The sequence below is a fragment of the Candidatus Zymogenus saltonus genome (genome assembly GCA_016929395.1).
GTDB lineage: Bacteria > Desulfobacterota > Zymogenia > Zymogenales > Zymogenaceae > Zymogenus > Zymogenus saltonus.
Genome location: JAFGIX010000089.1, coordinates 1 through 26,367, shown reverse-complemented (window position 1 = coordinate 26,367; position 26,367 = coordinate 1). Strand labels below are relative to the sequence as shown.

Sequence of the window (26,367 nt, the reverse complement as noted above, 5' to 3'; positions counted from 1 at the left end):
GACAAATTCGTTTGTCCGAGCGGCTCCCCGCCCCACCCACCACCGTCATTCCCAACCCCCCTGTCATGCCCGCCCCCTCCCTTGTCATTCCCGCGCAAGCGGGAATCCAGACCTATTCCTCCCCTAAGCAAACAACAATTTTCCTCCCCCCACCGCCGTCATGACGAAAAATCGTACAAAACAAAAACGTTGACAATTACGATACATATTTGATAATAATTGACGTATCTCTAATCGACCCGTTAACGTAATACCCAATCCGGCCGGAAAAAACGCACGCCCCGGTGCGCGTTCAAAAAATGGGGTTGAGAAGAACGATCTAATCTTTAAATCAACGGTTTTTCAAACTTGCAAAAGGTGTAATCCTTAAAAAGTGAGTTTTTGAGATGTGTGATTATAAAATTCGATATTTAGCTTATAAATGCCCTCATCCCGATTATGGACCGGGGAAGGATGAAGAAAAAACCTTCTGTATCTTCCACAACGACAGGGAAGATAAGGATTTAGAGAAGTTTTATAAAGGATTCGAAAAGCTCTATAAATCGGGGAAACACGATTTCCGGGGTTTCATATTTCCGGTACGTTTCGATTTTAATAAATTGAAAGAGGAAACCGGAGATCTTGAGTTTAAAGAGGCCGGCTTCGTGAGGGCGATATTCTCGGAAAAGGCCGACTTCTCGGGGGCGACATTCTCGGGAGGGGCCAACTTCTGGGGGGCGACATTCTCGGGAGGGGCCTACTTCGTGGGGGCGACATTTTCGGGAGAGGCCTATTTCGTGGTGGCGACATTCTTGGGAGAGGCCTATTTCGTGGGGGCGACATTCTTGGAAAAGAGTAAGGTCATTTTTCAAGGAAAGACTTTCGAAGACGGCGCAACGGCACACTTTATCAACCTGAAGATCGAAAAGGACGCTGACCTGACTTTTGACGGCATCAATCTAAATCGGGCAAGATTTATCGGAACCGACCTCGAAAATATAAACTTCAAGGAAATATCGTGGCAAAAATCGGGACGGCTTGTAAAGAGAAACATGTTATATGATGAGACTTTCCAATTAGGCCCTTTTGAAAGTCTATCTATAAAGTTAAAAAAGTTATTGAAAAAAGAGGGGGAATTTTTTCGAGAAAAGGGCAACCACTACGAAGTCAAGCGTCTATATAATTTACTCCGTATAAATTATGAAAAAACCGGGAGATACCATGAGGCTGGAGACTTCTTCGTAGGCGCAATGGAGATGCGAATGAAGGGGACAAGGGAGGGTATACTTACCAAATTTATCCTGTTTTTATACAAACTCATCTCCCTTTATGGCGAAAGACCTATAAGAGCATTTTTATTGTTATTTATCTTACCATTTTTCTTTTCTTCATTTTACTTACTTTCAGGTTTAAACTCTTCCGGTAAAGAAGTAAATTATGACTTGGTTTTTTCACTGCGTAATTTCGGATCTACTTTCTGGAATGATTTTCTTCAGGCTTTAAAATACAGCCTATCGGTCATGACACTGCGTAGATTTGAAACAAACGGAATTATACCAACAGACTCAACATTTTTTATAAGTATTTTTGAATTGATTTTCGGAGCCACCCTACTCTCCCTCTTCGTCCTCGCCATGAACCGCAAGTTCAGGAGGACGAAGAACTAAAAATCAGACCAGCCCCTCCTCCTTTAGCCACTTCCCCACCCGGCGCATCCCCTCGTCGAGGTCCACCTTTGGTTTGTATCCCAATATCGATTTCGCCTTCTCTATCGAGACGCCGGCGCCGGAGGTCAGTATCCCCACGTTCATGGGGGTGAGGACCGGCGTTATCCCAAAAAGCGAGTAGAGTAAGTACATCGCCCAGCCGGCGGTTATGGCGGCAAACTTCGGGAGGTTCTTGGCCTCCGCCGGATAGCCGGCGCAGTGCGCAAGCATGGTAAAATATTCTTTCCATGTTGTGTCGTCCTTGCCGTCGCTTATGATGAATATCTCGCCCTTCGCCCTGTCGCTCTTTGCGGCGAGTATGACCGCATCGATCAGGTTATCCACGTATATGTGCCAGCAGTGCCCCCTTCCCCCGTCGATGTAGATCATCTTTCCCGCCTTCATCCTCTCCAGCGGCCTCAAGACCCAGTTGGTGGAACCGGGGCCGTAGACGACCGACGGCCTCACCACAACGCCGTCAAGGCCCTTTTCGGCGCATCTATCGAGGATCATCTTCTCCGCGATCCCCTTGGTTATCCCGTATACGCCCCCCGTATTCGAGTAAGGGGCGGTCTCGTCGGTGACCGTAATCCTCTTCATGCCGGTGACGGCGTTGGTGCTCATATATACAAGGCGCCCCCTTTTGTTCCCGCCGGTCTCCTCCCATGCGTCAAGGAGCGCCTTAGTGCCGCCCACGTTGACATTGTAAAACTCCCTCTTCGGGCCGTAGTCGCCCACCCGCGCCGCCAGGTGAAACAGGAAGTCCGCCCCGTCAACGCCCCTTATCAGCGCCTCCCTGTCAGAGACATCGCCCCCGATTATCTCGACTGAGTCCCCAAAAAGTCCTTTCGCCTTTTCGGCGTTACGGGCGAGGAGGCGAACCGTGTGTCCCATATCAATAAGCCTCCTTACGAGATACCGCCCAATAAATCCCGTCCCCCCCGTTACAAATGATACTTCAGTCACTGTTTTATTCCATTAATTGATTCTTGTAAAAAGTGCGTTTTTTCCCGACTTTTCTACCATTTTATCGGAGCGATGTCAAACCTCATTAGAGTTTATTTCATACACCCGATCCGAGGCCCGCTTTCTTTCATAATCCCTCCAGCAGCGTCCGGTTACATCGGTATTCTATTGATTTTTTCCGAAAAATATGATAACAGTGATCAAAAATCTCTGAAGACATTGGAACAGAACAGAAGGGAAGATATATGAAAAAGCTATCGGGAAAGGCGGTTATCGCTCAGGGTGGCGGGCCGACGGCGGTGATCAATCAGTCTCTGGTGGGGGCGGTCCTTCAGGCGAGAAGGTATCCCCAGATCACGAACTTCTACGGCGCCCTGGGGGGAGTGGTGGGGCTTATGGAGGAGGACTTTGTCGACCTGACCCAGGCCTCGACCCACAACCTCGAGGTGGTGGCGGGAACCCCGGGAGCGGGGATACTCTCCTCGAGGCACAAACCCAACGTGGAGGACTGTTTGAGGATATTCGAGGTCTTAAAGGTCCACGGAATTCGATATTTCTTTTTCATCGGGGGAAATGACAGCGCCGAGACGTGCAGGATAGTAAACGAGAACGCCGAGAGGGAGGGCTACGAGCTCAGGGTAATCCACATTCCAAAAACGATAGACAACGACATCCTTATCACCGACCATTGCCCCGGATACGGCTCCGCGGCGAAGTTCGTCGCCCAGGCCTTCGCCGGCGCCAATATGGACAACAGGAGCCTCCCAGGCGTCTATATCGGCGTGGTGATGGGAAGGCACGCAGGATTTTTGACGGCGTCCTCTATCTTCGCCAAAAAATACGATGACGACGGCCCCCACCTCATATACCTGCCGGAGAAGCCCTTCTCCCCCGACCTCTTCATAAAGGAGATAGATGAAACGATGACCAAATTTGGGAGGTGTGTCGTGGCGGTGTCGGAGGGGATCAACGATGCGGAGGAAAGCCCGATCATTACCTCCCTCGTGGACCAGGTAGAGAGGGACTCCCACGGAAACGTCCAGCTTTCGGGGCTGACGTCTCTCGGAGACGCCCTGGTGCAACTGGTAAAGACGGAGCTCAGCATAAAGCGCGTCAGGTCGGACACCTTCGGGTATCTGCAGCGCTCCTTTCTGGGCTGTGCGAGCAGCGTCGACGCCCAGGAGGCGAGGGAGGTGGGGGAGTGGGCGCTCCAGTTCGCAACATGGAACAACATCGACGGCTCCGTGGTGATCGAGAGGGTGGGAGACTACGCCGTGAGGTACGGCCTTGTGGACCTCAAGGAGGTGACCGGCGGCACAAAGAGTATGCCGGACGAGTTCATCGAGGGAGACAGCATGGTAACGACCGAGTTCAAGAACTACGCGAGGCCCCTTCTGGGCCGCGTCCCGGATTACGAGAGGATCCACGCCCCCATGGTCGATAAGATAATGAAGGAATAAGGGGAGAACAGAAAGTGAAGCTTCTTCGTCACATCGCGGGATTTACGATTGGTTTTACCATCTTTATGCTCGCCGTCCCCATCGCAATAATCTACGTCTCGGGAATTATTGATACGACGCTTTCCTTCGCCAGTTTTTCCGGCTCCGCAGTCCGCCTCTTTTTTGCGGTGCCGCTGTTTGCAATCGGGGTTTTCTACGCCCTCTGGTCAAACTTCTTCTTGTTTGATAGGGGAAGGGGAGGGCCGGCGGACGGTTTCGGCGTCGCCGTAAGCCCGAGGAGTGAAAGGCTGGTCACCACAGGCCCCTACAGAAATACGAGAAACCCGATGGTCTTCGGGGCGTTCTCCGCCTATTTCTCCATAGCGATCTACATCGGATCGATAGGGGGACTGATCCTCCTTTCCTGCTTTGCCGCTTTAGTACCCCTGTATCTGAAGAAGTTCGAGGAGACGAGGCTCGTCGCCGACTTCGGGGAAGAATACGAGGAGTACCGAAGGCGGGTTTCGATGATCGTACCCGCACTTATTAAGAAAAAACAATAGAACTACTAATATGAGACCACTTGATTACATTACAATTAAGGGCTTTAAATCTATAAAAGATTTAGATAGATTTAAGCTTAATCAACTCAACGTACTTATTGGTGCAAACGGCTCAGGTAAATCAAATTTTATAAAGGTATTTACACTTTTGAACAATCTCGTAGAAGGAAAACTACAGGAGTTTGTAGGTCGAGAAGGGGGAGCCGATAATATTCTTTTTTTTGGCCAAAAACATACAGAAGAACTTGGAATTAAACTAGAATTTGGTATAAACGCCTATGAGTGCATTCTTATTCCTGATAAAGCAGATAAACTCATTTTTAAAGATGAGATATGCTATATACATGATAAAAAGCAATATAAACGACCTTACGATATAAAAATAGGTCACGGACATAACGAGTCGAGATTATCCGAAGTGTCAAAAAGAGCGCGAATTGCGAAGTATGTTTATGACGATTTAAAGGACTGGATTGTCTATCATTATCATTTTCATGACACAAGCACAGATGCAAAGGTAAGACTAACCTGTGATATTAATGACAACAAATTCTTAAGACCGGATGCGTCTAACCTTGCGGCCTTTCTATATTTTCACAAGAAAAGACATCCAACAAACTACAAAAACATAGTTGATACAATAAAACTTGTAGCCCCTTTTTTCGAGGATTTTATGCTTGAGCCAGATCGCCTAAATACAGAAAAGATCAGACTCGAATGGAAACATATGGCATCTGACAAATATTTTAATGCCTCTACACTATCAGATGGTACACTTAGATTTATCTGTCTTGCCACACTTTTTTTGCAAAAAAGGCCTCCAAGGACCATATTTTTAGATGAACCAGAGCTCGGACTTCATCCTTACGCCATAAATATTTTATCAGAGATGATGAAAAGCGTTTTAAAAAAGACTCAGATTATAGTATCCACCCAATCTGTCACTTTCGTCAATCAATTTGATCTTGAAGATGTTGTCGTAGTAGATCTTGATAATGAAGAATCGAAGTTTAAAAGGCTTACAACGAATGACATGAAAGAATGGTTAGATGAGTATGGTCTAGGTGATCTCTGGGAAAAAAACCTGCTCGGAGGGAGGCCTTAGAATTTGAAAAGGATCCTTATATTAGTTGAAGGTCTAACTGAAGAAAAATTTGTGAAATCAATCTTATCACCTCATCTAGAAGATTTCGGAATAACACCAATACCTACAATTATAACTACAAAAGTTGTCAAAACAGGCAAAAATTTCAAAGGAGGTTTCAGAACATACAACAAAATCCAGAAAGAGCTGAAAATATTGCTAAATGATAGAGAAGCAATGGCAGTTACCACAATGATTGACTACTATGCACTCCCAAACGATTTTCCTTGGGAAAGGAGACCAGACAAAAGTGTTAGTTGTTATACAAAAATCAAGCTGGCCGAAGAAAATTTCAAATCAAATATTGATAATAGAAAATTTATTCCATATCTTCAGTTACACGAGTTTGAAAGTATTTTATTTTCTTCTCCCGATGCCATTGCAAGACCTTTTGAAGGAGAAGGTAAACATAAACAAATTTTGAAAGAACTAGAAAATACTGTAAGGAATTTTAGAGGACCTGAAGAGATAAATGATGACCCAAATACCTGTCCGTCTAAAAGAATAGTAAATATTGTGGGAGAATATAGAAAGCCCTTACATGGACCAACAATTGCGAGAAACATTGGTCTTAATATTATTAGGTCAAAATGTCCCCATTTCAACGATTGGGTGAAAAAGCTTGAGTCATTATCAACATAATACTAATACACCTATATCTTGCTGAAGCCAATATTTTAGGGCCGGCAATCAAAACCCGCCTCTTAGGCCTCCTCTTCAACGTCGTTCGGGAGTTCTCCTGCATGGCCCCCCAGCGAGGGCCTTTACAATTTCCACGATCGGGATAAATCTGGAACAAATAGGCATTGCTTCGGCGGGAACACTTTTTAGATGAAAAAAACCTTCGACGACGCGTTTAGGCTCATACCGCTTTTCGACGGCCTACCGATCCTATTCCATTGTCGGCTGGTCTCTTCCGAAGGCAGGGGGCAAAGTGGTAGATGACTGAAGGAGGGGGGAAATCGAAGAAGTGGTTCGTCTATATCCTCAGGTGTTCCGACGACACCCTCTACTGCGGGGTGACCACCGATGTCGAAAGGAGGGTAAAAGAGCACAACAGCGGCACGGCTTCAAGATACACGAGGTCGAGGAGACCGGTCACGCTTAAGGGATACGCCGCCTTTCCCGACAGGGGGACGGCCCAGAGGATGGAACACGCCGTTAAAAGGAGGCCTTCCGGGGAAAAGCTCCGTTTTTTGGAGGAGATCGGCGAGAGAGATTAAAATAGATTTTACTTTTTTACGATTACCCCTCCCTTTAAAATACCTCTATTCAATGTCGATATCTTATGTCTGAACAGACCCAAAGGAGCGATAAAAAGGGAACCCAGTATCCAGCATTTGGCGGGTCAGATTTTCAACACAATTCTTGAACGGCGCGGACGATGCCGCAATTTTGGAGATTCAAGGTTTTACCACAACAGGCATTTCAAGAGACAATCCCTCGGAGATTTACTCAATCGGCAGGAGCTCGTGGCGGCAGCTCTTGTCTCCCATCGCCTTACACTTCGTCTCTATACTTCTTTTATCTTCCACCCCGGCCCACTTCGCAAGCCCGTCTATTATATCGTTCACGAAGGTACATACGGGGACCTTGTCCTTGACATTGAGGCAGGCCGTGCACATCTCGTTGTCGAACACTATGTTTCCCCCCTCGTTAGTAACCTTCCCCCTCCCCGATCCCATAACGTATATTTCCAGCGCCTTTAAAAGCCTCTCCTCTTTTTTAAAATCCTTCAGCGAGTTAAGAACGCCCGAGTCGATAATCCGCTTTGCCGTGGCGTCCCCTACCTGGCGCATTATGGCCTTGGAGCCCTTCAGACCTATAATTGTGTAGATGCTTGATATTATGGCGGCGTACTCCTCATCCGTAAAATTTTTATCAAAGGAATAATCCGGTTTGTCATTGATAAGTCGGGACATATTTCCGAAGTTTAAAAGCGCGTTCTTTCCTTTTTCGCCTATCACGTCTTCGATTCCATCCAGCACGATACGAACAACAGCATTGGCTACAGTCTTTTCGCTCATTTAGTACCCCCTCAATATATTAAAATTTTGGCACAATAAACACCAAGGGGGTATAAATGTCAAGCATTATCGCCTATATGTATATGTGTTAAGTATTTTTATGCATAGAATGAGTTTTGTGTTTTTATGTATGCTTTCCATTTCGACTGAATAAATATTGTATTTATTACCCTCACCTTTGGTAATGAGATTTCCCCTTAAATTTTATACCTGCCCGACAATATACGAAAGCATACCATCTATATATAATTGTTAAATTTAATGGCGCAACGACAGAATTTATTGGAGCTTTTTTAAATAAATCTCGATCTATCTCATTTCTTAGGCAGAAGCTCGTGCCGGCAGGTATCGTCACCCATCGCCTTGCACTTTGTCTCTACGGTGATTTTCCCCTCAATACCGGCCCATGCCGCCAGTCCATCGATGATACCGTTTACTATGGTACATATGGGGACCTTATCTTTGATATTGAGGCAGACCGTACACAAATTGTTATCGTAGACTATTGTATCCCCATCCATAAAGGCCTTTCCCCTTCCCGACGCCATAACGTAGATCTCCAGCGCCTTTAAGAGCCTCTCCTCTCCTTTGAATTCCTTAAGGGAGTCGTACACGCCAGAAGCAACCGCTCTTTTTGCCGTTGCGGATCCCACCTGTCGCAATATGGCCTTTGTTCCCTTGGAACCGAGTATTGTATGGAAGCTCGATGTTATGGCGGCGTAGTCTTCATCGGTAAAGTTCTTTTCCATATTGAATTCAGGCTTGTTATCCACAAGATGAGACATCTTGCCGAAGTTCAACAGCGCGTTCAAGCCGTTTCTCCCCAATACGTCCTCGGCGCCGTCAAGTACCACCCGTACGACCGCGTTGGTTACGGTTTTCTCGGTCATTTTAATCTCCCGTATTCGATTTTTTATCCATTCATCGACCCGAAGACGCTCCAATCACTTAATATCCCCCGTTCTTGGAAGCTCCCCTTTGAAATAAGGTCACTCGACAGGTAGAATCTCATAGCGACAGGTATCGTCTCCCTTAGCCTTGCATTTCGTCTCGAAGGTCCTGACCCCCTCCACCTTGGCCCACTTGATAAACTCATCAAAAATGCCGTTTATAGGTGTGCAGACAGGGCCTTTGTCCTTTACGTTCTGACATGCGGAACACTGGGGGTTGTCATATGTCAGTATCCCATCGACCTCTTCGGCCTTCCCCCTGCCAGTGGCCATTGCGAATATCCCCATCATTTTAGAGAGCTTCTCTTTAGCGGGAAGGTCCTTCAGCGACTCAAACACCCCCTTTTTAATAATGAAAACCCCCGTCGTTTTCCCTACCAGACGAAATAGCGCCTTCCCGCCCTGAGTGCCGACAACCTTATACAGGTTAGAGGTCAATGCCCCATACTCATCATCCGTGTAGTTTTTATCGAAAGAATAGTCCGGTTTGTCTTCAAGGAAATAGGTCAATCCGCCGTAATTTAGAACCGCCTTCAGGCCGTTCAATCCCATTACCTCTTCCGTGGCATCCATGATAAAACGAATTACCATATTGGAAACTGTTTTCTCAGTCATTTTTCCCTCCCGTACCTAAACCTTTATCGCGTTCTTCGGTTCCAAGATATTTTGAGCGCTGAATATCTCCGTTTTTTAAAATCCCCTCCGAAATAAAGATCACTCGACAGGTAAAATTTCATAACGACAGGTGTCGTCACCCTTCGCCTTGCACCTTGTCTCCACGGTCCTGAATCTCTTCAACCCCGCCCACTTGATAAACTCGTCAAAGGCACCGTTCAGACCGGTGCAAACCGGATTTTTGTTCTCGATGTTATTACACGCCGTACACTGGCTGTTATCGTAGGCAACCACGTCACCTACCTTCTCCGCCCTTCCCCTTCCGGTGGCCAGGGCGAAAATCTCCAACATCTTAAATATCTTTTCTTCCGGAGGAAGGTCTTTAAAGGATTCGAATATTCCCGTATCTATGGCGGATTTCCCGGAGTTTTTTCCTATGAGACGAAACAGGGCCTTGCCGCCGTCAGTGCCGAGAATTTTATACCAGTTGGAGGTCAACGCCCCGTACTGGTCATCAGTATATTTTTTGTCGAGAGAGTAATCCGGTTTGTCTTCGAGGAGGTACATCAAATTACCGTAGTTCAGAAGCGCCTTGAGGCCGTTTTCTCCCATGACTTCTTCCGTGGCATCAAGGGCGAGGCGCATAACCATGCAGGAAACGGTTTTCTCCATTATAATCGATCCCAATTAGCAAGATCTTAAGGGCATTTGCTGCCCTAAACCATTATACAATCACATTACCCTTATTTTCAAGGAAAATCGAGGGTATTGCGGCAGACATCATAATTCACACGATTCCATTGCCGGGGAGACTGCTTTCTCCAAATATCTATTTTTCTAAAAATCTTATAATTTAACACCTCTATAACCAATACAGACAGAAATTTTGCATATAAGATTCTACAAAGAAAACCGGTCTCTATTTAACTCTAATCTACTTTATCGAAAATTATCAATAGTACTTGACCTGAAGATTTTTATAAATGCAAACTTAATGCCAAGAATAGCGCCAAAACAGAGACGCCAATGAAGGAACCCTAAAAAAAGCCATGTCGTTTCAATAGCTTAGAGTTCATTAAAAAGATTTGAGAGTAATTCAAAACTCCATTTGATAAAAATGTACACTATTTTTGCATAGTATGCAAAAACAATTGGCACTTTAGTATTTATAAGGATTGTCAGTAAGAAGAAGTGATTTTTACCGTACAAGGCTTGGCGCTTTTCTTCGGGCATTAAGGAAATTTTATGCTCCCCTTGCTCAAGAAAAGACTTATAGCGGGTATTCAGATCCCGTCCGCCGTACCAGCAGATACAATTTTTACTTTTTATGAAGGCTACCCTTTTTTAAAAAATCCCCGGCCCACCAAGAAGAGGAGTGGGAAGCGGACTAAAGGGTATCGATCCTTCCTAATCAATACCCTCCAAAAGCTTACGTCATACATTAAGATCACTAAAAATAATTTGAACTCTCTCCGCAACCGCAAGGGTTATTTCCCTGCAGGACTCGATCCTATTCGACGACAGGTACTTGTTCACACTGTCAATATTGGAAAAATCGGTCTTTACGATATCGCCGCACCTTGTGCTTCCATACCTGTCCTTAAACCAGAGGGCCAGCTTATTTCCGACATTTATGGCCTTGTTGAACTTGTTGACGTCGTCGCCCATTGCGTCTCCTCCGGTCATCATCTTAAACATCATTGACATGACCCTTATGTAGCTGTCTTCTATCTCGCCTATCTTGGACCCCAAAGCAAGGACGCCCGCGGTCAGGGCGCTGCAGGTATCTCCCCGAAGCACAGTCCCGCCGACGAAGCCCAACGATCCCTTAAGAAGGTTTTTGTTTACGTCGATTACGCCGCCCAACTCGCCAAGGACGCAGTGGGCGCAGTGGAACTTCCGGTCTTGAAACAAACTCAGGAGCCTGTCGTAGGACTTCAGGGCCCCGGCTTCGATCTCCGATTTGAGCCTATCCAGATCCGTCCCCATTACCTCATTTGTAAGCCTTCGTCCGCTGCACATCGCCCTCAAGCATGGCGAGATGCCCCCCTCCGGGGTCTGTATCTCCCTGCAATAGATCGTTCCGTGAGTCTCCCTAAAGCGTTTTATGTATCCCCCTCCGCGGACAACGAGATCGAGGAGGCTCTCCCCCTCCCCTTCCGGCCCCTGCTTCAAACCGAGAAACATGATCGGCGATGTCACGCCGCCGCACTCCGCCCCCGTATTGCCGATACCCCCGGGAAGCCCCGATGTAAGCCTTACCATATCCTCGTAATTCCCCTTTCGATCGACCAGAAGGGTATCCATTACCGAGGGCGCGCAGTGCCCCATCCTCAGGACCGTAAGGAGGCACCTCCTGTCGAGCTTGTCGTTAATATCGACGGAGGCCTTGGAGCCAATCTCCGCCGCACCGGCAAAGACCGACGGGATACCCCCAGAGGCGACTAAGGCGGCCGAAAGCCTTCCGGCCCCCTTCAATACATCCCTTCTTGTCATACAAGACTTGCAGATTTCATCCATTTTCCTCTCCTGCAATCAGTTTGAAAAATACGACTCTTTTATATGTAAACCGACCGTTCGACAATTGGCGTTCAGGGGCGTTCGCCGAGATCATTAATGAATATGTCATTCATTATTCACCCAAAAAAATCAGCTCATCAGCTTCACTATCCCGAAGAAGTGATAATCGAGGAGGGTCTCGTATGCGTCGTCGATATCTTCACTTTTGCTGTAAAGCTTCAGTATCTCCACGACCGCGCTGTAGAGGTTGGAGTAGACGACCTTCAACAGGTCTATCTTAATCCTGCTCAAGGTTATCGTCCTCTTATCCTTCACGGTATCGATATATTGCAGGGCCGTTTCAATTATGAACTCCACCATTTCCTCCTTGAAGCCCTCATATCTCGTCCCCTCGTTTCTGTCCATCACTATTATCGTCTTGAGCCTGTTCCTTGAAAAAAAATCCTTTAGGGCGATGTCCCTTACGTTCATGGGGTCATAGTCACGCATCTCCGCAAGCTCCATGCCGTCGGCCGTCTTCATCTTGGCCCTGAACAGGGACTTCAGCTCCTCGATGAAATCGGGCGTGATCAGCGAATAGAAGAGGTCTTCCTTTCCCCTGTAGTACCGATAGATATTGCCGACCGAGACCCCCGCCTCCGCCGCAATTTCGGCCATGGTTGTGCCCCTAAAGCCCTTTCTGCCGAAGACTTCAAGGGCGGCGGCGTCGATATTCTCCCTGATCTCCTCTTTTAGCGTCTGAGCCAACTGGCCCCCCCTCCCTGACTAATAATGAATATTCTATTCACTTTTTTGGCCCCTATCAAGAACTTTTTTCCCTCGAATGATGTTTTTAACCGCTCGGCGGGAGACATGAGGAAAAGGGGTGAGATTATCGATGAGATTGAAGGGATTAAGGCTGGGCTTAAAGACCTCTAGGTTTCACCGCCCGCTCACCCCATAATGTTCCACCGGCTTGAGAGACTGAATGGTGATAGGAAATCGGTTGTTTAGACGAGTTTATGAGTCCCCCAGCCCAGGGTATTGTCCCCAATCCATAATTACAAACATACAGAGGGGGGTAAAGCAGAAGTTGGGCTGCAATCTCAATGATCGGCCGATGAAAAACAGTACCGTTTCATATAGTCAACCGCCGTAATCGAGGAGCCCGGTGTGCATTATAAGCTTCCAGCCGTCTTCCGTCTTCGTATAGACCTTGCAGCTTCTCCCCACCCAGCGCATATCCTCCTTCGTCATTTTATGACGCCACAGGGTATCGACGTCGACCACGGCAAACGCCCCGTCCCCCTCCGCCGAAACCTCGATGCGAAGCGTCTCGCGTCTGTTGTGAACGAGATCGTAGTTGTCAAACAGGGCCTGCCACCCGTCCCGCCACCTTCTTTGGTCATACTTCCCCTGCACAAGCACCCAGGTCATCGGGTCGTGGGAGCGGCTGTCCGGCGGCCACGGCCAGACCATCGCCGGGTGGAATATGGAGACCAGCAGTTCCGCGTCCTTGTTGTCCCAGGCCTCGGTCTCCCGATCAACCATCGCCTGAATATCCTCGAGAACTCTTACCCTCAAATCACTATTCATAAGCCGCCTTCAGCCTATCCGAGGGTTTTTATTGAATCCCTTCATTATCAAAGCCGACATCCCCCCGGCTCCGTTCTCCAAAGGTCTTGCTTGAAAATTACGCTTTAAAAACTCCCGACAATCCCTAACAGCCCCTGGAGTAAAACCAGACATTTACATTTCCGGTCTTTGAATAGGCCTTGATCCATCCGACCTTGACGACCTTCGTCTCGGCGGCCTCGCAGGGGCTCGGGGACAATATCTCGATCTTGAGCCACAGCTCCGGGCCAACCTGCTTCGAGTCGACCATCCTGACATCGGTATCCGGCGATGTAAAGTATTCATAAGTCCCGGAGTCCTTCGGCTCTTTCGATATCCTTCCGTCCCAGTCATCGGTTAGATAGGTCAAGGAATTGGTAAGGAGCTTCTGAAGCGAGCGAAACTCCACGACATCCGCCGGAGAGATCCAACCCGTCTTTTTGACCCCGTCCAAAATGAAGCTTGCAAGGTACCATCCTTCAGTCTCTTTATAGGTCTCCAAAGACTGAAAATAGTAATCGTGCTCCCTGATTATCAGATACTTCGGATCGCTTATCTCCGCAATCACCTTGGATTTTGAATCGGGCTCCGAGTAAAATTTCAAGGGCCCGGGTTTATGAGCTGATTCGGTTAAAGCCAACATCTCATTTAGTTGGTGAACTTCCAGCAAACCAATTATACAAAGCCTTTCCGATTCATCCGGCATCACCTCGCTCTCGATGGGAACGCTCACCCCTTTGTCCAGCTCCAGATAACCGCCAAATACATAACCATTAGTCTCAAAACAGTAGATGTTATACCAGGGGGCATTTGTCCCGCCGATGGTCTCCGAGAAATCGGTCTTGAAAAGGGCTTCTACCCTCTCCCCCTTGTTCAGCTCGCCGATTATCCGGGCCTTGACGCTCGGCGCCTTGCGGACCCTGAGGTTGTCCCCGGTTATCGTCCCGTTCTCCTTTGCAACCACGCCCAAGGCGAAGATGCCGATCAGGACCGCGACTGCTGTTACTATCTTATAGCCTTTCATGATACGCCTCCCTTAAAATCCCCTTTTTTTATGAAACGACCAACGGCTGCAAAATAGAGTAAGGAGTTCCACTATTCAAGACGTGAATTACAGGTTGTGCCTATAAGACTTTTCCGGCCTTAAAATTTCCTTGAATATCTCCTCTTGCCACTGTATATACGAAAAACGTCACTATAAAGGCTTTTTTCTCATCACTCTTCTTTTCCCCTTACCTTCCCGAACGCCCGGCTCAAACAATATTCTTCTATCCCTATCATCTTTGAAATGAACTGAAGCATTTAGAGTAATTGAAGATTGGCAAAATTCCGTCAAAGCATATATATTCCTTTAGGAAAAAAACTTATTTAACTCCTGTATCCTTTTGGCCAATTTTTCTGTACTCTCTATAGCCTCTCCATCTTCTTTTACTTTTCCAATGTCAAAGGCAATAGCGGTTACACCCCTGTTAGCAACTATCATATCGTGTTTAAGGAAAAAGGAATTAATTGCATTTATAGCGCTCTCTAAACCATACTTTCTCCCAACAACCAAGGCTCCCCCGATCTTGTTTTTCAAATTCCCTCTTAAGGGCCATGTTCTGTCCATAAATACTTTCATCTGACCTGAAACGTTATTGAAAAAAACGGGACTGCCAAGGACAATAACCTGGCTTTTGAGTAATTTTTCGGCAATTTTAGTCATATCGTCCTCGATAGTACAGACTCCTTTTTCAATGCAGGCGCCACAGTAAGAACAGTATTCAATCTGATAATCAGATAACCTGATAAAATCACCTCCGGTTATAGACTGGCACAACTTAAGCAAGTAATCCGTATTTCCGTTCTTTCGCGGGCTTCCTGATATATATAAAACTCTCATTCGATTTTAATATAGTTGAGTTTTTATTTGCTTCTCATCCCATCTTTCCCCTCACCTCTCCGAAGACCTCCCCCAGAATCCTCCACACCTTCTCGTGATCCTGACACTTGTGGTTCATGAAGGCGAACCCGTTGTAGGCCCAGGCTGCGATATTTTTGCACCCCTCCTCCGCCATGATCCGAACCGCCGTCCTTACCTCCTCCTCCCTCCCCTCGAAGATCATGAAGGCCTGCACCCACATCTGGGCCTCCTTTTTCTTATCCCTGCAGATTTCCATGACCCGCCGCGTGGCCCCCCGAACATACTCTTCGAGGGGCTTGTTGAATATCATCCAGTAGGGATCGGTGCCGAAGATGTCCATGCCCGGTATCCCGGCCAGAAGCTCCCAGTTGGATATGCCGGTGATCGGGTTTTCCTCAGGGAGGACGCAGACGGCGTTTTTCATCCCCCTGCTCTTGACGTAGTCGGTGAGCTCCGTCAACATCTCCGTTATCGTGTCGTCCCGAAACCGAATTACATCCTCGTCCATTACGCTCGGCATATCCCTCTTGAATCGCTTCCTGAAGAGCTCCTTGCACCTCTCGCAGGCGCAGGCCCACTCGTCCCCCTTTCCGGCACCAGACATAACTTCAACCTTGAAGTGATAATGGGGCTCGTCCCAGAAGACTATCTCCGCGCCGGTCTGGGCGGCGGAGTCTATCCAGAACTTCATGTAATCCCTGAAGGGGGCGCTGTTCATGCAGATGATCGGGGCGTGGCGACCGTCGGCGGTCCTTTGGCACTGGTCCGGGTGCTCCGCCACGTAGTGGGAGTAAGGCTCCGGGCCGCCGAAGACCCTCCCCAGACCCCAGGGATTGATGTAGACCTCAAGCCCCTCCTCCTTGGATAGCCTTACGATCTCCCGCATCACGATGGAGTTGAAGTTCAGGTCGTATTCGCTGTAGGTATGGACAACGAAGCTGCAGTTCTTATCTACCATGTCCTTCAGGTCGCGAAGGACGTGTTTGGGGTTTCTGGTCTCGAAGTAGGCCACGCCGGTCTTCATTTAGCCCTCCCTGTAGATATTCTGAAGTATATTGAAATAAAAGTGAATTATGAAGCGAATCATAAAGGCCGCAAAGGCCCGATCTTTTTATCTGTGAGAAGTCCGCCCCTGACGCAAAAATTGCAAAAAACCTATCGTATTTCGGCGGTGCCGTTAAATGGGGAAAATCATTAGGATAAAAAAAGCCTCATTCCTCTTTCTTGGTCAGCGCCTCCTTCAGCTCATCCATAGTTATGAATCCTTTGTTTATTAGGAGCTTGACCACCGCCTTCCAGAGCTTCAGCTCCTTCAGCATCATCTCGTAATTCATCTTCAGCTGGTCATTACCGGAGCCTTCTTCCTGGGTTTTTTCCAGCTCCTTTTTCTCCTCACTGTTCAGCACAATCCGAATCTCTTCCCCCCCCTGTATAATCGTCATCTCACCCGTATCCGTGTCATCTTCCAGAGAAATGCTGATGGCGCCGACAGGTCTTGTCCTAACATTATAGTATTTCAACAGGGCGGCCTGTATATCGCTCTCTTTTGCCAGCACCGGGTTTATCTTGTACCCGGCGGTGAACTGCAGTTCTTCAATGGCATTCAGATCCACCGGATTGGACATAACCACAAAAAGGGTCTTTCCCTTCTTCGTCTGCTCAAGCCTCAAAGGAACAGCGGTATATCTCTCGGCCATCTCGCCGGATACGAGCCTTATGATGCTGGGGGGTATTTCCATCTTGCCGAGATCCACGACCGGAAGCCCGTAATGGTATCTCAAGGCCGCCAGGAGCTTATTCTCCGAGAGGATATTCAGGGCGACGAGCGCCTGTCCTATTTTGCAGCCGTACTGATTCTGGTATCTCAAAGCCCTTTGGATGTCCTCTTCGCTGACGATATTGTTTTCTATCAGAAGTTCCCCAAGCCGCTTTTTTTGTTCCGCCATTGTTTTATCCCCTTCTTATCCTCGGATCGGTTAAGCCGTAAGATACGTCCGCAAGGAGGTTTCCGATTAATGTCAGCACGGCGCCGATTACCAGAATCCCCATCACCACCGGGTAATCCCTGGAGAGGACGCTGGCATAAAACAACCTCCCCATGCCGTATATGGAAAATATGCTCTCGAAGATGACGCTCCCGCCGATAAGTCCGGGGACGGAAAGCCCTAGGATCGTTATCACCGGCATCAGGGCGTTTCTCATGGCGTGTTTGTAGATGACCACCCTCTCCGGCAGCCCCTTGGCCCGGGCGGTCGTAATGTAGTCCTGGCGGATTACCTCGAGCATGTTGCTCCTCATGTACCGCGAAAGCCCGGCAAGGCCGCCGAAGGCGGAGAGGACAACCGGCATCAAAAGGTGCTTGGCAACGTCCCAGACCTTGCCCATCGGCGACAGATAATCGTACATGACCGACTTCACCCCGGAGATCGGAAGCCACTCGAGCTGAATCCCGAACCATCGCATCATCAAGAGCGCCAGCCAGAAGGTGGGGACGGCAAAGCCGATGAAGACGAAGACGGTCGCCGCCTTGTCGAAAAAGCTGTTCTGGTGGGTCGCCGAGTAGATCCCTATGGGGATTGCCACCGCCATGATGAGAAGTATCGAGAGGATATTGATCGATATGGTGATCGGGATTGTCTCCTTGATCTTGTCTATGACCGGCCTCCTGTCCGGGGCGAAGGAGTTTCCGAAATCCAGCACCACAATCCTCTTGATCCAGTTATAATACTGCACGTGAACCGGCTTGTCCAGCCCGTAAAGCTTTCTCATCTTCTCCTTCGCCTCCGGGGTCACGTCCGGGTTCAGGCTCGTGGCGAGATCGGTCGGCTCTCCCGGGGCCAGGTGGATTACCGCAAAGGAGATGATCGTAATCCCGAACAGTATCGGGATCATCATGATCAGCCTTTTCAGGGTGTATCTCGCCATTCTCTCCTTTCCTCATCCCTCCGCCGCAATTCGGGGCTCAAAACTACTTCAGGTTCGTGTACTTCATCATCCCCTCGGGGACGTACCACTCGTTGAAGTTGTAGCTTATCCCCGCCGGCGCCGGCTCTATCCCGTGAAAGCGGGCGTGAACCACAGGTAAAGCGTCCGGGACGTAGAGAAATACGTAGGGGGCCTCGTCGGCCAGTATCTCCTGGATCCGAAAATAGTACTTTTTCCGCTCCTCCTGATCGAAGACCCGCCTCCCCTCCTCGAGGAGCCTGTCCACCTCGTCGTTTCTGAAGTTTACATGGTTCAGTTCGTCCGGCCCGGTTTCCGACGAGTGCCAGACGTTGAAAAGGTCCGGGTCCTGGAGGATATTCCATCCCAAGATCATCGCCTCGTAGTTTCTCGTACTCACAAACTCGGATAGAAACGCCGCCCACTCGATGATCCTGATCTTCACGGTTATCCCTACCTCGGCAAGCCTCTTCTGGATGATCTCCGCCGATTTCGCCCTTAGATCGTTCCCCTGATTGGTTATGATGGTAAACTCGAACGGGACGCCGTCCTTGTCAACGAGACCGTCCCCGTCGGTGTCTTCCCAGCCAGCCTCCTTCAAGAGCTCCTTCGCCTTTTTAAGATCGTAGTCGTACCGCTCAACGTTCGGGTTATACTGCCACGTCCCGGGTTTATAGGGACCTGTGGCTATCTCTCCGAGACCCAGAAGGACCACGTCGATGATCTCCTGCTTGTCGATGGCGTAGGAGATCGCCTTCCTCACCCTCTTGTCCTTGAACTTCGGGTTGTCGAGGTTGAAGCCGAGATACGAATATGCATCGGCCAGGTATTCGTACTTCTTGAAGCTCTTCTTGAAGGACTCGTCGTCGGTCTGTCTCTCGTACTGGATCGGGGAGAGCCCCATCCAGTCGACGCCGCCCGCCTTCAGCTCCAAAAACATCGTCGCCGTATCCGGAATTATCCTGTATATGATCCGGTCTATATACGGCCTCCCCTCGAAGTAGTCGTGGTTCGAGGTCAGAACTATTTTCTCGCCGGTCTTCCACTCGATAAACTTATAGGGCCCCGTCCCCAGGGGTTTCCTCGCCAACTCCGACTTGGTTATATCCACCCCCTCGAGGATATGCTTCGGGAGGGGCTGGAGCGCCCCCCAGCTTATGAGGGCCGGGGCAAGGGGCTCCGAGTAGGTCACGGTGAAGGTGTAGGGATCTGGCGCCTTCGCCTCCTTGACCAGGAGGTATTTCCCGGCATAGGCGGTTGGGGTCTTTTCGTCTATCATCAGCTTGTAGGTGAACATGACGTCTGCTGCGGTGAAGGGCTTCCCGTCCTGCCACTTTACGTCGTCCCTCAGATGGAAGATGAAGGTGAGGTTGTCCTTCGATATCTCCCAGGACGAGGCGAGGTCGCCCACTATGTTGTAGTCCTTGTCGTACTTGACAAGCCCGTTGTAGATAAAGCCCGCCACCTCGTGGGAGGCGCTGTCGGAGGCAAGCATCGGGATAAGGTTCGAGGCATCCCCGATGGAGCCGATGATGATGGCGTCGCCGTAATGTTTTGTCACCCCACCATCGACCTTTTTCTCGACCGTCTTTGTTACCTCCACCTCGATTTTTATCTTCTGGCCGGGGTAGATCAGATCCGGGTCCTTGATTTGAGGATTCAAACTCAAGATGGAAGTCCACCTCTCGGCGTCTTTATAAATCTCTTCCGATATATCCCAGAGGCTGTCCCCCTTTTTCACCTCGTAATCCCTCGACTCGATTACGGTAATCGTCTCGGTCGTCGTCTCATTTTTACTGGATATATCCCCGTTCTTATCGATACCGGCGGGCGAATCTTCTCTCCCGCAGGAAAAAACCAGCAGCGTCATCGAGATCAGGACATAGATCAAAGCTCTCTTCATTTTATTGCCTCTAAATGCCTACTGTAAATATTGTAAAACTTTGCGGCCCCCTACTTGGGCACCTTCTTCCAGTCCTCGAGAAATTTCTCCAGCCCCCGATCCGTCAGGGGGTGCCTGGTGAGCTGCCTTATGACGCTCATCGGGACGGTGGCCACGTCGGCCCCCAGCCGCGCCGACTCCAAGAGGTGAATCGGATTTCTGATCGAGGCAACGAGGACCTTGGTCTCGTAGGCGTAGTTGTCGTAGATGGTAACGATATCCTCCACGATCTCCATCCCCTCGTGGGCGATATCGTCCAGCCTCCCCACAAACGGGCTTACGTAAGTCCCCCCAGCCTTGGCGGCCAGAAGGGCCTGGAGCGGCGAGAAGACCAGCGTCACGTTGGTCTTTATACCCCTTCCCGATAGCTCCTTTATCGCCTTGAGCCCCTCCTCGATTAAGGGAATCTTTATTACGATATTGCCGCCGATCTTGACCAGCTCCTCCGCCTCCTTGATCATCCCCTTTGCGTCGATGCTTATCACCTCGGCGCTGACCGGGCCGTCGACTATCTCCACTATCTCCTTCAGGACGTCCATGAACTTGCGCCCCGACTTAGCCACGAGGGAGGGATTTGTCGTCACGCCGTCGATGACGCCCATCTCGGCGGCTTCCTTGATCTCGGCCACATCAGCCGTGTCTATAAAAAGTTCCATAAGAAATCCTCTAAAATAGTTATCTCTTGATATTATTCGATTATATGCTATATATAAACATGCGGTCAAGGTTTTATTAGAACCGATCGATTTTGCGGGGGGGATGGGAAGAAAATCTAATTTTTTGTACAGCGTCTTTGCGTTTTAGAAACAGGGTGTTGACAGAACTTGATGTGTCTCATTGATTTGTTCCGAAGTATCAACGATAGAATTGTCATCTTTTTTAAGGGTTCATAAATGGCAAGGAAAAAATTGCTGTTCAGCAAAGACGATATTAATGACGCCGTATCGAGCATTGCAAAGAGAATCAGCAAAGATTACAAGGGCGGAAGGCTCATGATGGTCTGTGTGCTCAAGGGCGCGTTTGTCTTCATGTCTGACCTTATCCGCATGATCGAAGGGGTCGACATCTTCGTGGATTTCGTGATTCTCAGTTCCTACGGCTCCGCGACCACGACCTCCGGCGAGATAAAGGTCCTAAAAGACCTCGACAGCCCTATAGAGGGAAAGGACGTCCTGATTATCGAGGACATAGTGGACACGGGTATTACCCTCAAGTTCTTCAAGGACCAACTTCTCAGGAGGAGGCCGAAGTCTGTAAAGATATGCGCCCTTCTGGACAAAAAATCGAGGCGGGAGGTGGAGATAGAGCTGGATTACGCGGGCCTTTCCATGCAGGACGGTTTTGTGGTCGGTTACGGGATAGACTGTGACGAGAGTTACAGAAATCTCCCCGAAATTTGGGTATTAATGGAAGATTAGGGTACGGTGGAGGCAACAGGCATGAAAAAGGCGCTTTGCCCCCAATGCGGCTTCGAGGTCAAGAGGAGAGACCTGGTCTGTCCCCGCTGCGGCGGAGAGTTGGACGTTTTGTATTTAAGCAGGGCCTCGCAATTCATCGAGTCTTTAGGGGAGGGGAAAAGGACAGAGAGGAGACTTGCCTGGGGATACGAATACAGGAGCGAGGCGGAGATATTGGGATGGCCCGTCATTCACGTAGCCTTCGGGAAGGACGCCGAAACCGGAAAGATCATTGTAGCAAAGGGGATAATAGCGATAGGCCAGTTCGGGGTTGGGCTTATAACGATCGCCCAGGTAGGGGTGGGGCTTCTCTTCGGCTTCGGGCAGTGCGTGGCCGGGATCATCGCGGTGGGGCAGTTCGCCCTGGGAGTCTGCTTCGGCCTGGGACAGTTCGCCACGGGATTGACGGCTATTGGGCAGCTTGCCCTGGGACGTTACGTCCTGACGCAGATAGGGATTGGCCAACACGTCTGGTCTCCGACTCGAAAAGACCCGGAGGCGGTCGAGCACTTCGCAAACCTTTGGCGGGTGGTCAAGGGATTGATGGGATGGGGGTAGAAAAACAGTTGGATTTCGCTTTTTCGGTCTCGATATTGTATAATAAAATATATAAAAGAAGCTTAATACTAACAGGGGAAGAACATTATGGAAGGAAAAAGCATTAAATGGAATTTGGATAACGGATCGATTTCCCTCGTCACGGGCGGCTCCGAGGAACGTCTTATCTTGATGCGCAAGGGATTTATGACAGCCTTTTTCGAGGAGATAGGGAACCTCGAGGGGAAAGACACCCTAAAAAATACTTTTAGAAATCTGTTTAAGAGGCTTGGGGCGCCTCAGGATATCATAGATAAGCCCAGTATCGAAAGCTATAACGAATTTGCCGAGAACTTTATCAGCCCCCTCAACCACGATCCGTCAAAGGTTCCCGATCTATTTGAATGGGACGGCGAGGGAAGGGAGCTGAAGGGATTCAGCGACGCCCTGTTCAGAATCGTGCCTCTCAAGGTGCTTATGGCTTTCAAGGAGGTATCCGCGGAGATTCTTACCGTGCGGGGGGCGGAGGCCATACTTAAAAACGTGGCGAGGAGGGCCGGACTGGCCGTGGGGGAAGAGGCGATGTCCAACTACGGCTGGACCGAGATAGATAGCGCCATGAACTCGATGGACGGGGCGTTGTCGTATTCCCTCCCCCGCCTCGGCTGGGGAAGGACGAGGGTGGCGGTGGGTAAGGATTCCGGCAGCAATTACATGTTTTACCTCAAATCATGGAACTCCTTTGAATCGGACGGCGTAAAAAGCGAGAAGCCGGTCTGCGCCATCCTTCAGCACAACCTGGAGGGAATAGGCCTTGGGGTAGCCAAAAAGCTTCTGGGCAAATCGAACGAGTCGAGGGAGGTGAAATGTCGCGCCATGGGCGACGACTGCTGCGCCTTCGCCATAAAGCAGAAGGACAAGGAGGTCAAGTCGCTGGATTGGAAGGAGCTGGAGGATGAGTGGCGTGCCCTCGACTCCGTCTACCCTACGCCGGATGGATAGGGAGAGTCATTGGGGACATAGATATTATACATATCGATGATTCGGCGACGACGGACTGCGGCGGAGAGAGGGGAGGGGCGGATTGGGCGGCCTATTGTGCCGCTTAAATCTGCACCTTGAAATTCAAGCACAAATCTTCCCCCTTGAGGCGAGGTTTATATTGACTAACTTGTCAAACGGAGTAGAATATAGAGAACAGGAGGTTTTTCCTCAAGGCTCATAGGGGGCCGTAACCGCCCTTCTCCGCTTGAAATATCTTGGCAGGGTCCCTTTTTCAATTTCCTGATATGAGCCTTCCGGTCCGTCTCATGAGCCGATAGAAAATAAAGCCCGCCACAAAAGGAGTATCAAAAAATGAGAAAACCTTTTATTTTATCGATAGTAACGGTTTTGACCGTTGCCCTATGCGTTACCGTAGCCATTTCCGAGGAGGCGACCGCCAAGTTCTATGTGACCAGCAATGATACGGGGAACAAGATACTTTCCGGTCTTGAGGGGGTTAAGAGGGTCGAAAACGGTACCGAGGAAGGGAAGGAATTCAACACGGTCTACTACGATCCGAACATAATAACCGAAGAGGAAATGGCTGGCGCCCTTAAAGCCCAGAACGTCTACATCGGCACATCAAAGTTGTTTCTATTAGATAAACCGTAAACAGGATCATTTTCAAATCCCCTGCTCGCCGGGTCCCTTTAAGTTTAATGATTAAGCTGAAACTCTTCCGTTTTTGAAATATCCTGTAAATTTGTCTGCAATCCGTCCGCGAAATAGATTGTATAAGGGGGAAGCTGAATATAGAATTAAGATAAATCTTTGACGGGTATTTTTGCTCGATCTGGGAATCTTTAAATAAAGGAGTAAACCATGAGAAAGTGTTTATATATTCTGTCGGCCCTTATCGTCTTCGTCACGCTGGGGTGTGCCATGGGCACCGACTACGTAAGGCTTACCTATCTCCCGGGATCGTCCTACGAGGAGGCGACCGGAAGAAACGTCGTCCTGTTATTGCCCCCGCTGGATAAGAGATCCGATTTCCAGGGCGACCAGATAGGGGCCAAAAAAGATCACCACGGCATTAAAATGGGGGAGATAAGGGTCGAGGGGGGGAAGGGAGTGGCGGATTTGACGGGGGATGCGATAAATAACCTCGTTCAATCGAAGGGGTATAAGACCCGCGCCGTGGAGTTCGGCTACCCCCCCCCCGACAAGAAGACGAAGAGGGAGCTTCTGGCCCTCCTGAAGGTCTCGATCAACAAATTTGACTTGAATCTGGAGAGGGGCCTCTTGGGGCCGACAATGTCTGCCGAGTCGAACGTAGACCTCGTGCTGATGGACCCCATAACCGAAAAAATCATCTGGGAGGACAACGTCAGGGCTACCTATAAGAGAGAGCACGTACAGGTCATAAATGCGAGGCTCTACAACGAGGCGGCGGACGGCATGTTCAAAAAGCTGATGTACGAGATAGACAACTCGATTCCCTGGTCGAAGCTTTACGAGCTCTCCAGAAAGAAGTAGTCACCGATACGAGTTTCTCTTGGATATTGAGCGGCGGGAGTCCCATGTCGACAAGGGGCTCCCGCGCTTCGTTTTGAAACACAATTTCTAAACACAATCACATTTTGAGACCCGGGCGGCTCCCCAGCGCATAGAAAGTTTTGAAAGCGGTCCAGACATCAGAGGGAAACAATAATCAACCTGATTTTTTGATTGCGTGGAGAGCGGCCCTCTATCTTTCTTTGGCGGGATTACCCGCCTTCCCGCGCGGTTTTCTGAAGAATATATAGTGGACCAAAAGTCCGAGCACGAAGCCCACCCCCATGTTGAAGAGGATCGAGCCGAGGACCGTAATCAGGGCCGTCAGAAGCCTCTCGTCAAAGCCGAGGTCCTTGCCGAACTTGATAAGCTCGACCCCCACCAGAAACAGCATTGTCCCCAAGATAGCCAGTGGAAAGGCGATGAATACCGCCGCTATCCCTACGGCGAAAAAAAGCCCAAATATAATCTGGGTAGTCCCCTCGATGATGTTCGCCCCGCCGCTCCTGGCGCCGAAGAAGTGCTTTCCGGCAAGACCCCCCGCCCCGTGACACATCGCTATGCCCCCGAAAAACGGCGATACCAGGTTCATTATCCCTATATTAGTGGATAGATATTTCGCCCTGACCCGGCGGTTCGGCCAGTAGTCGGAGACGAGGGCCGAAGTCGCGATCACGGCGTTGGTGACCGTGAGGGGTATCTGGGCGAACCCGGCGTCTCTTAAAGCGGGCCATATCTCGCGAAAGTCAAAGATAGTGATGGGGGGGAGGGTGAGGGAGGGCACGATCATCTCCCCTGAAAAATCTCCCTTAAATCCCATGATCACGATCCCGAGGACCGCAAGGACTATCGCGGCAGGGGCGTACTTGCTGTTTCTCAAAAGGATTACGATAACGAGGGATATAAGCCCCAGATACCAGAGGGTGGCCACCATCTGAAGCCCCTTCACGACGAAGATAAGCCCGATGGAGATCTGTATCCCGCGGACGACGCTCCTGGGCGTGAAGCGGGAGACATACGTCATGGCGTTGGTGACGCCCATGAGAAGCCAGACGACCCCCATGACGATCGCGGCCGTGTAGACCTTCTCCGGCGCCCACGCCTGGGCGATGGCCACCACCGCTATCACCTTCATCGGCTCCGTCGGCAGCGGCAGCCGATAGACGATTCCGGTCACTATGTTGACGATCCCGAATACGACGAGGATTCCGGCGGGGTCCATCCCGCAGATGGAGATGTACCCGATTATTATCGGGAGAAGCGTCCCATAGTTGCCCATAGAGCCTGAGAGCTCCCTCATGTTGAACTCAAACGATCCTATTCGCAACGGTTCCCCCTTATTTTTCCAAGGGACATGATTTGACAACTCGAATTTAGCTAAAATCTGAAGCCATGTCAAGGGCCGATTCCGGCGCCCGGCGCCCTAAAAACCCGTGTTTGAATCCCAACCATTCAAAGAAACTTTAAAACCTCCTTTTCAATTTCTTGAAATCCCACTTTTTTCTCATTCCTTCATTCTGAAAATTTTTTTTAAATTCATATTTT

Annotated in this window: 27 protein-coding genes; 11 read left to right on the top strand and 16 right to left on the bottom strand. The window is 49.4% G+C overall.

Annotated elements, in window-relative coordinates; translation table 11 throughout:
- Positions 1-386: 386 nt before the first annotated feature.
- Positions 387-1,646 carry a pentapeptide repeat-containing protein gene (locus tag JW984_16620; GenBank protein MBN1574822.1) on the top strand — a complete coding sequence of 420 codons (1,260 nt, stop codon included), beginning with the start codon at positions 387-389 and terminating at the stop codon, positions 1,644-1,646.
- A 3-nt stretch (positions 1,647-1,649) separates the two neighbouring features.
- On the opposite strand, the gene JW984_16615 is transcribed toward JW984_16620, so the two are convergent.
- Positions 1,650-2,651 carry an NAD-dependent epimerase/dehydratase family protein gene (locus JW984_16615; GenBank protein MBN1574821.1) on the bottom strand — a complete coding sequence of 334 codons (1,002 nt, stop codon included), beginning with the start codon at positions 2,649-2,651 and terminating at the stop codon, positions 1,650-1,652.
- A 245-nt stretch (positions 2,652-2,896) separates the two neighbouring features.
- On the opposite strand from JW984_16615, the gene JW984_16610 reads away from it, so the two are divergent.
- The 5 genes from JW984_16610 (at position 2,897) to JW984_16590 (ending at position 7,020) form a co-directional block, all read left to right on the top strand.
- Positions 2,897-4,111 carry a 6-phosphofructokinase gene (locus tag JW984_16610; GenBank protein MBN1574820.1) on the top strand — a complete coding sequence of 405 codons (1,215 nt, stop codon included), beginning with the start codon at positions 2,897-2,899 and terminating at the stop codon, positions 4,109-4,111.
- Between the two features lie 14 nt (positions 4,112-4,125).
- Positions 4,126-4,653 carry an isoprenylcysteine carboxylmethyltransferase family protein gene (locus JW984_16605; protein MBN1574819.1) on the top strand — a complete coding sequence of 176 codons (528 nt, stop codon included), beginning with the start codon at positions 4,126-4,128 and terminating at the stop codon, positions 4,651-4,653.
- 10 nt (positions 4,654-4,663) lie between these two features.
- Positions 4,664-5,758 (top strand): AAA family ATPase, encoded by a 1,095-nt coding sequence (locus tag JW984_16600; protein ID MBN1574818.1) that lies wholly within the window; start codon positions 4,664-4,666, stop codon positions 5,756-5,758.
- Between the two features lie 3 nt (positions 5,759-5,761).
- Positions 5,762-6,439, top strand: a complete 678-nt coding sequence (locus JW984_16595; GenBank protein MBN1574817.1) for a DUF4276 family protein — start codon at positions 5,762-5,764, stop codon at positions 6,437-6,439.
- Positions 6,440-6,738: 299 nt separating this feature from the next.
- Positions 6,739-7,020: a GIY-YIG nuclease family protein gene (locus tag JW984_16590; protein MBN1574816.1), complete on the top strand. Its 282-nt coding sequence runs from the start codon at positions 6,739-6,741 to the stop codon at positions 7,018-7,020.
- Positions 7,021-7,248: 228 nt separating this feature from the next.
- Here JW984_16590 and JW984_16585 read toward each other — a convergent pair whose 3' ends face one another.
- From JW984_16585 to fsa, 14 genes are all read right to left on the bottom strand, one after another.
- The gene (locus JW984_16585; protein MBN1574815.1) at positions 7,249-7,824 is read right to left on the bottom strand and encodes a hypothetical protein; all 576 of its coding nucleotides are present in this window, start codon (positions 7,822-7,824) and stop codon (positions 7,249-7,251) included.
- A 314-nt stretch (positions 7,825-8,138) separates the two neighbouring features.
- On the bottom strand, positions 8,139-8,714 hold the full coding sequence (locus JW984_16580; protein ID MBN1574814.1) for a hypothetical protein: 576 nt from the start codon (positions 8,712-8,714) through the stop codon (positions 8,139-8,141).
- Positions 8,715-8,813: 99 nt separating this feature from the next.
- Positions 8,814-9,389: a hypothetical protein gene (locus JW984_16575; GenBank protein MBN1574813.1), complete on the bottom strand. Its 576-nt coding sequence runs from the start codon at positions 9,387-9,389 to the stop codon at positions 8,814-8,816.
- Positions 9,390-9,488: 99 nt separating this feature from the next.
- Positions 9,489-10,061 carry a hypothetical protein gene (locus JW984_16570; GenBank protein MBN1574812.1) on the bottom strand — a complete coding sequence of 191 codons (573 nt, stop codon included), beginning with the start codon at positions 10,059-10,061 and terminating at the stop codon, positions 9,489-9,491.
- Between the two features lie 762 nt (positions 10,062-10,823).
- On the bottom strand, positions 10,824-11,909 hold the full coding sequence (locus JW984_16565; GenBank protein ID MBN1574811.1) for a C_GCAxxG_C_C family protein: 1,086 nt from the start codon (positions 11,907-11,909) through the stop codon (positions 10,824-10,826).
- 129 nt (positions 11,910-12,038) lie between these two features.
- Positions 12,039-12,656: a TetR/AcrR family transcriptional regulator gene (locus JW984_16560; GenBank protein ID MBN1574810.1), complete on the bottom strand. Its 618-nt coding sequence runs from the start codon at positions 12,654-12,656 to the stop codon at positions 12,039-12,041.
- Between the two features lie 378 nt (positions 12,657-13,034).
- Positions 13,035-13,484, bottom strand: a complete 450-nt coding sequence (locus JW984_16555) for a nuclear transport factor 2 family protein (GenBank protein ID MBN1574809.1) — start codon at positions 13,482-13,484, stop codon at positions 13,035-13,037.
- 124 nt (positions 13,485-13,608) lie between these two features.
- Entirely contained in the window at positions 13,609-14,526 is a 918-nt protein-coding gene (locus JW984_16550; protein MBN1574808.1) for an SH3 domain-containing protein, read from the bottom strand.
- Positions 14,527-14,853: 327 nt separating this feature from the next.
- Positions 14,854-15,384 (bottom strand): flavodoxin family protein, encoded by a 531-nt coding sequence (locus JW984_16545; protein MBN1574807.1) that lies wholly within the window; start codon positions 15,382-15,384, stop codon positions 14,854-14,856.
- Positions 15,385-15,418: 34 nt separating this feature from the next.
- On the bottom strand, positions 15,419-16,429 hold the full coding sequence (locus JW984_16540) for a hypothetical protein (protein MBN1574806.1): 1,011 nt from the start codon (positions 16,427-16,429) through the stop codon (positions 15,419-15,421).
- Positions 16,430-16,616: 187 nt separating this feature from the next.
- Positions 16,617-17,351 carry a hypothetical protein gene (locus tag JW984_16535; protein MBN1574805.1) on the bottom strand — a complete coding sequence of 245 codons (735 nt, stop codon included), beginning with the start codon at positions 17,349-17,351 and terminating at the stop codon, positions 16,617-16,619.
- Positions 17,352-17,355: 4 nt separating this feature from the next.
- Positions 17,356-18,330: an ABC transporter permease gene (locus tag JW984_16530; protein MBN1574804.1), complete on the bottom strand. Its 975-nt coding sequence runs from the start codon at positions 18,328-18,330 to the stop codon at positions 17,356-17,358.
- Positions 18,331-18,373: 43 nt separating this feature from the next.
- Positions 18,374-20,251: a LysM peptidoglycan-binding domain-containing protein gene (locus JW984_16525; GenBank protein MBN1574803.1), complete on the bottom strand. Its 1,878-nt coding sequence runs from the start codon at positions 20,249-20,251 to the stop codon at positions 18,374-18,376.
- A gap of 50 nt (positions 20,252-20,301) precedes the next feature.
- Entirely contained in the window at positions 20,302-20,946 is a 645-nt protein-coding gene (gene fsa, locus JW984_16520; GenBank protein ID MBN1574802.1) for a fructose-6-phosphate aldolase, read from the bottom strand.
- A 237-nt stretch (positions 20,947-21,183) separates the two neighbouring features.
- Between fsa and hpt the strand changes: the two genes are divergently transcribed.
- The 5 genes from hpt to JW984_16495 all read left to right on the top strand — a co-directional run bounded on the left by hpt (position 21,184) and on the right by JW984_16495 (position 24,804).
- A complete protein-coding gene (hpt, locus tag JW984_16515) occupies positions 21,184-21,708 on the top strand; it encodes a hypoxanthine phosphoribosyltransferase (protein MBN1574801.1) in 525 nt (174 codons plus the stop codon).
- Positions 21,709-21,729: 21 nt separating this feature from the next.
- Positions 21,730-22,305, top strand: a complete 576-nt coding sequence (locus tag JW984_16510) for a hypothetical protein (protein ID MBN1574800.1) — start codon at positions 21,730-21,732, stop codon at positions 22,303-22,305.
- An 87-nt stretch (positions 22,306-22,392) separates the two neighbouring features.
- Positions 22,393-23,286, top strand: a complete 894-nt coding sequence (locus tag JW984_16505) for a hypothetical protein (GenBank protein MBN1574799.1) — start codon at positions 22,393-22,395, stop codon at positions 23,284-23,286.
- A gap of 354 nt (positions 23,287-23,640) precedes the next feature.
- Positions 23,641-23,940: a hypothetical protein gene (locus tag JW984_16500; GenBank protein MBN1574798.1), complete on the top strand. Its 300-nt coding sequence runs from the start codon at positions 23,641-23,643 to the stop codon at positions 23,938-23,940.
- Between the two features lie 210 nt (positions 23,941-24,150).
- Complete coding sequence (locus tag JW984_16495; GenBank protein MBN1574797.1) at positions 24,151-24,804, top strand: hypothetical protein; 654 nt, start codon at positions 24,151-24,153, stop codon at positions 24,802-24,804.
- Between the two features lie 211 nt (positions 24,805-25,015).
- On the opposite strand, the gene JW984_16490 is transcribed toward JW984_16495, so the two are convergent.
- Complete coding sequence (locus JW984_16490) at positions 25,016-26,149, bottom strand: putative sulfate/molybdate transporter (protein MBN1574796.1); 1,134 nt, start codon at positions 26,147-26,149, stop codon at positions 25,016-25,018.
- Positions 26,150-26,367: the final 218 nt, after the last annotated feature.

Bases quoted from the DNA above. Each gene is read 5' to 3' on its own strand.
- JW984_16525 (MBN1574803.1), bottom strand. From the start codon at position 20,251: ATGAAGAGAGCTTTGATCTATGTCCTGATCTCGATGACGCTGCTGGTT.
- JW984_16565 (MBN1574811.1), bottom strand. From the start codon at position 11,909: ATGGATGAAATCTGCAAGTCTTGTATGACAAGAAGGGATGTATTGAAG.
- JW984_16620 (MBN1574822.1), top strand. From the start codon at position 387: ATGTGTGATTATAAAATTCGATATTTAGCTTATAAATGCCCTCATCCC.
- JW984_16590 (MBN1574816.1), top strand. From the start codon at position 6,739: ATGACTGAAGGAGGGGGGAAATCGAAGAAGTGGTTCGTCTATATCCTC.
- JW984_16510 (MBN1574800.1), top strand. From the start codon at position 21,730: ATGAAAAAGGCGCTTTGCCCCCAATGCGGCTTCGAGGTCAAGAGGAGA.
- fsa (MBN1574802.1), bottom strand. From the start codon at position 20,946: ATGGAACTTTTTATAGACACGGCTGATGTGGCCGAGATCAAGGAAGCC.
- JW984_16610 (MBN1574820.1), top strand. From the start codon at position 2,897: ATGAAAAAGCTATCGGGAAAGGCGGTTATCGCTCAGGGTGGCGGGCCG.
- JW984_16550 (MBN1574808.1), bottom strand. From the start codon at position 14,526: ATGAAAGGCTATAAGATAGTAACAGCAGTCGCGGTCCTGATCGGCATC.
- JW984_16555 (MBN1574809.1), bottom strand. From the start codon at position 13,484: ATGAATAGTGATTTGAGGGTAAGAGTTCTCGAGGATATTCAGGCGATG.
- JW984_16500 (MBN1574798.1), top strand. From the start codon at position 23,641: ATGAGAAAACCTTTTATTTTATCGATAGTAACGGTTTTGACCGTTGCC.
- JW984_16580 (MBN1574814.1), bottom strand. From the start codon at position 8,714: ATGACCGAGAAAACCGTAACCAACGCGGTCGTACGGGTGGTACTTGAC.
- JW984_16495 (MBN1574797.1), top strand. From the start codon at position 24,151: ATGAGAAAGTGTTTATATATTCTGTCGGCCCTTATCGTCTTCGTCACG.
- JW984_16535 (MBN1574805.1), bottom strand. From the start codon at position 17,351: ATGGCGGAACAAAAAAAGCGGCTTGGGGAACTTCTGATAGAAAACAAT.
- JW984_16570 (MBN1574812.1), bottom strand. From the start codon at position 10,061: ATGGAGAAAACCGTTTCCTGCATGGTTATGCGCCTCGCCCTTGATGCC.
- JW984_16545 (MBN1574807.1), bottom strand. From the start codon at position 15,384: ATGAGAGTTTTATATATATCAGGAAGCCCGCGAAAGAACGGAAATACG.
- JW984_16600 (MBN1574818.1), top strand. From the start codon at position 4,664: ATGAGACCACTTGATTACATTACAATTAAGGGCTTTAAATCTATAAAA.
- JW984_16585 (MBN1574815.1), bottom strand. From the start codon at position 7,824: ATGAGCGAAAAGACTGTAGCCAATGCTGTTGTTCGTATCGTGCTGGAT.
- hpt (MBN1574801.1), top strand. From the start codon at position 21,184: ATGGCAAGGAAAAAATTGCTGTTCAGCAAAGACGATATTAATGACGCC.
- JW984_16540 (MBN1574806.1), bottom strand. From the start codon at position 16,429: ATGAAGACCGGCGTGGCCTACTTCGAGACCAGAAACCCCAAACACGTC.
- JW984_16575 (MBN1574813.1), bottom strand. From the start codon at position 9,389: ATGACTGAGAAAACAGTTTCCAATATGGTAATTCGTTTTATCATGGAT.
- JW984_16505 (MBN1574799.1), top strand. From the start codon at position 22,393: ATGGAAGGAAAAAGCATTAAATGGAATTTGGATAACGGATCGATTTCC.
- JW984_16530 (MBN1574804.1), bottom strand. From the start codon at position 18,330: ATGGCGAGATACACCCTGAAAAGGCTGATCATGATGATCCCGATACTG.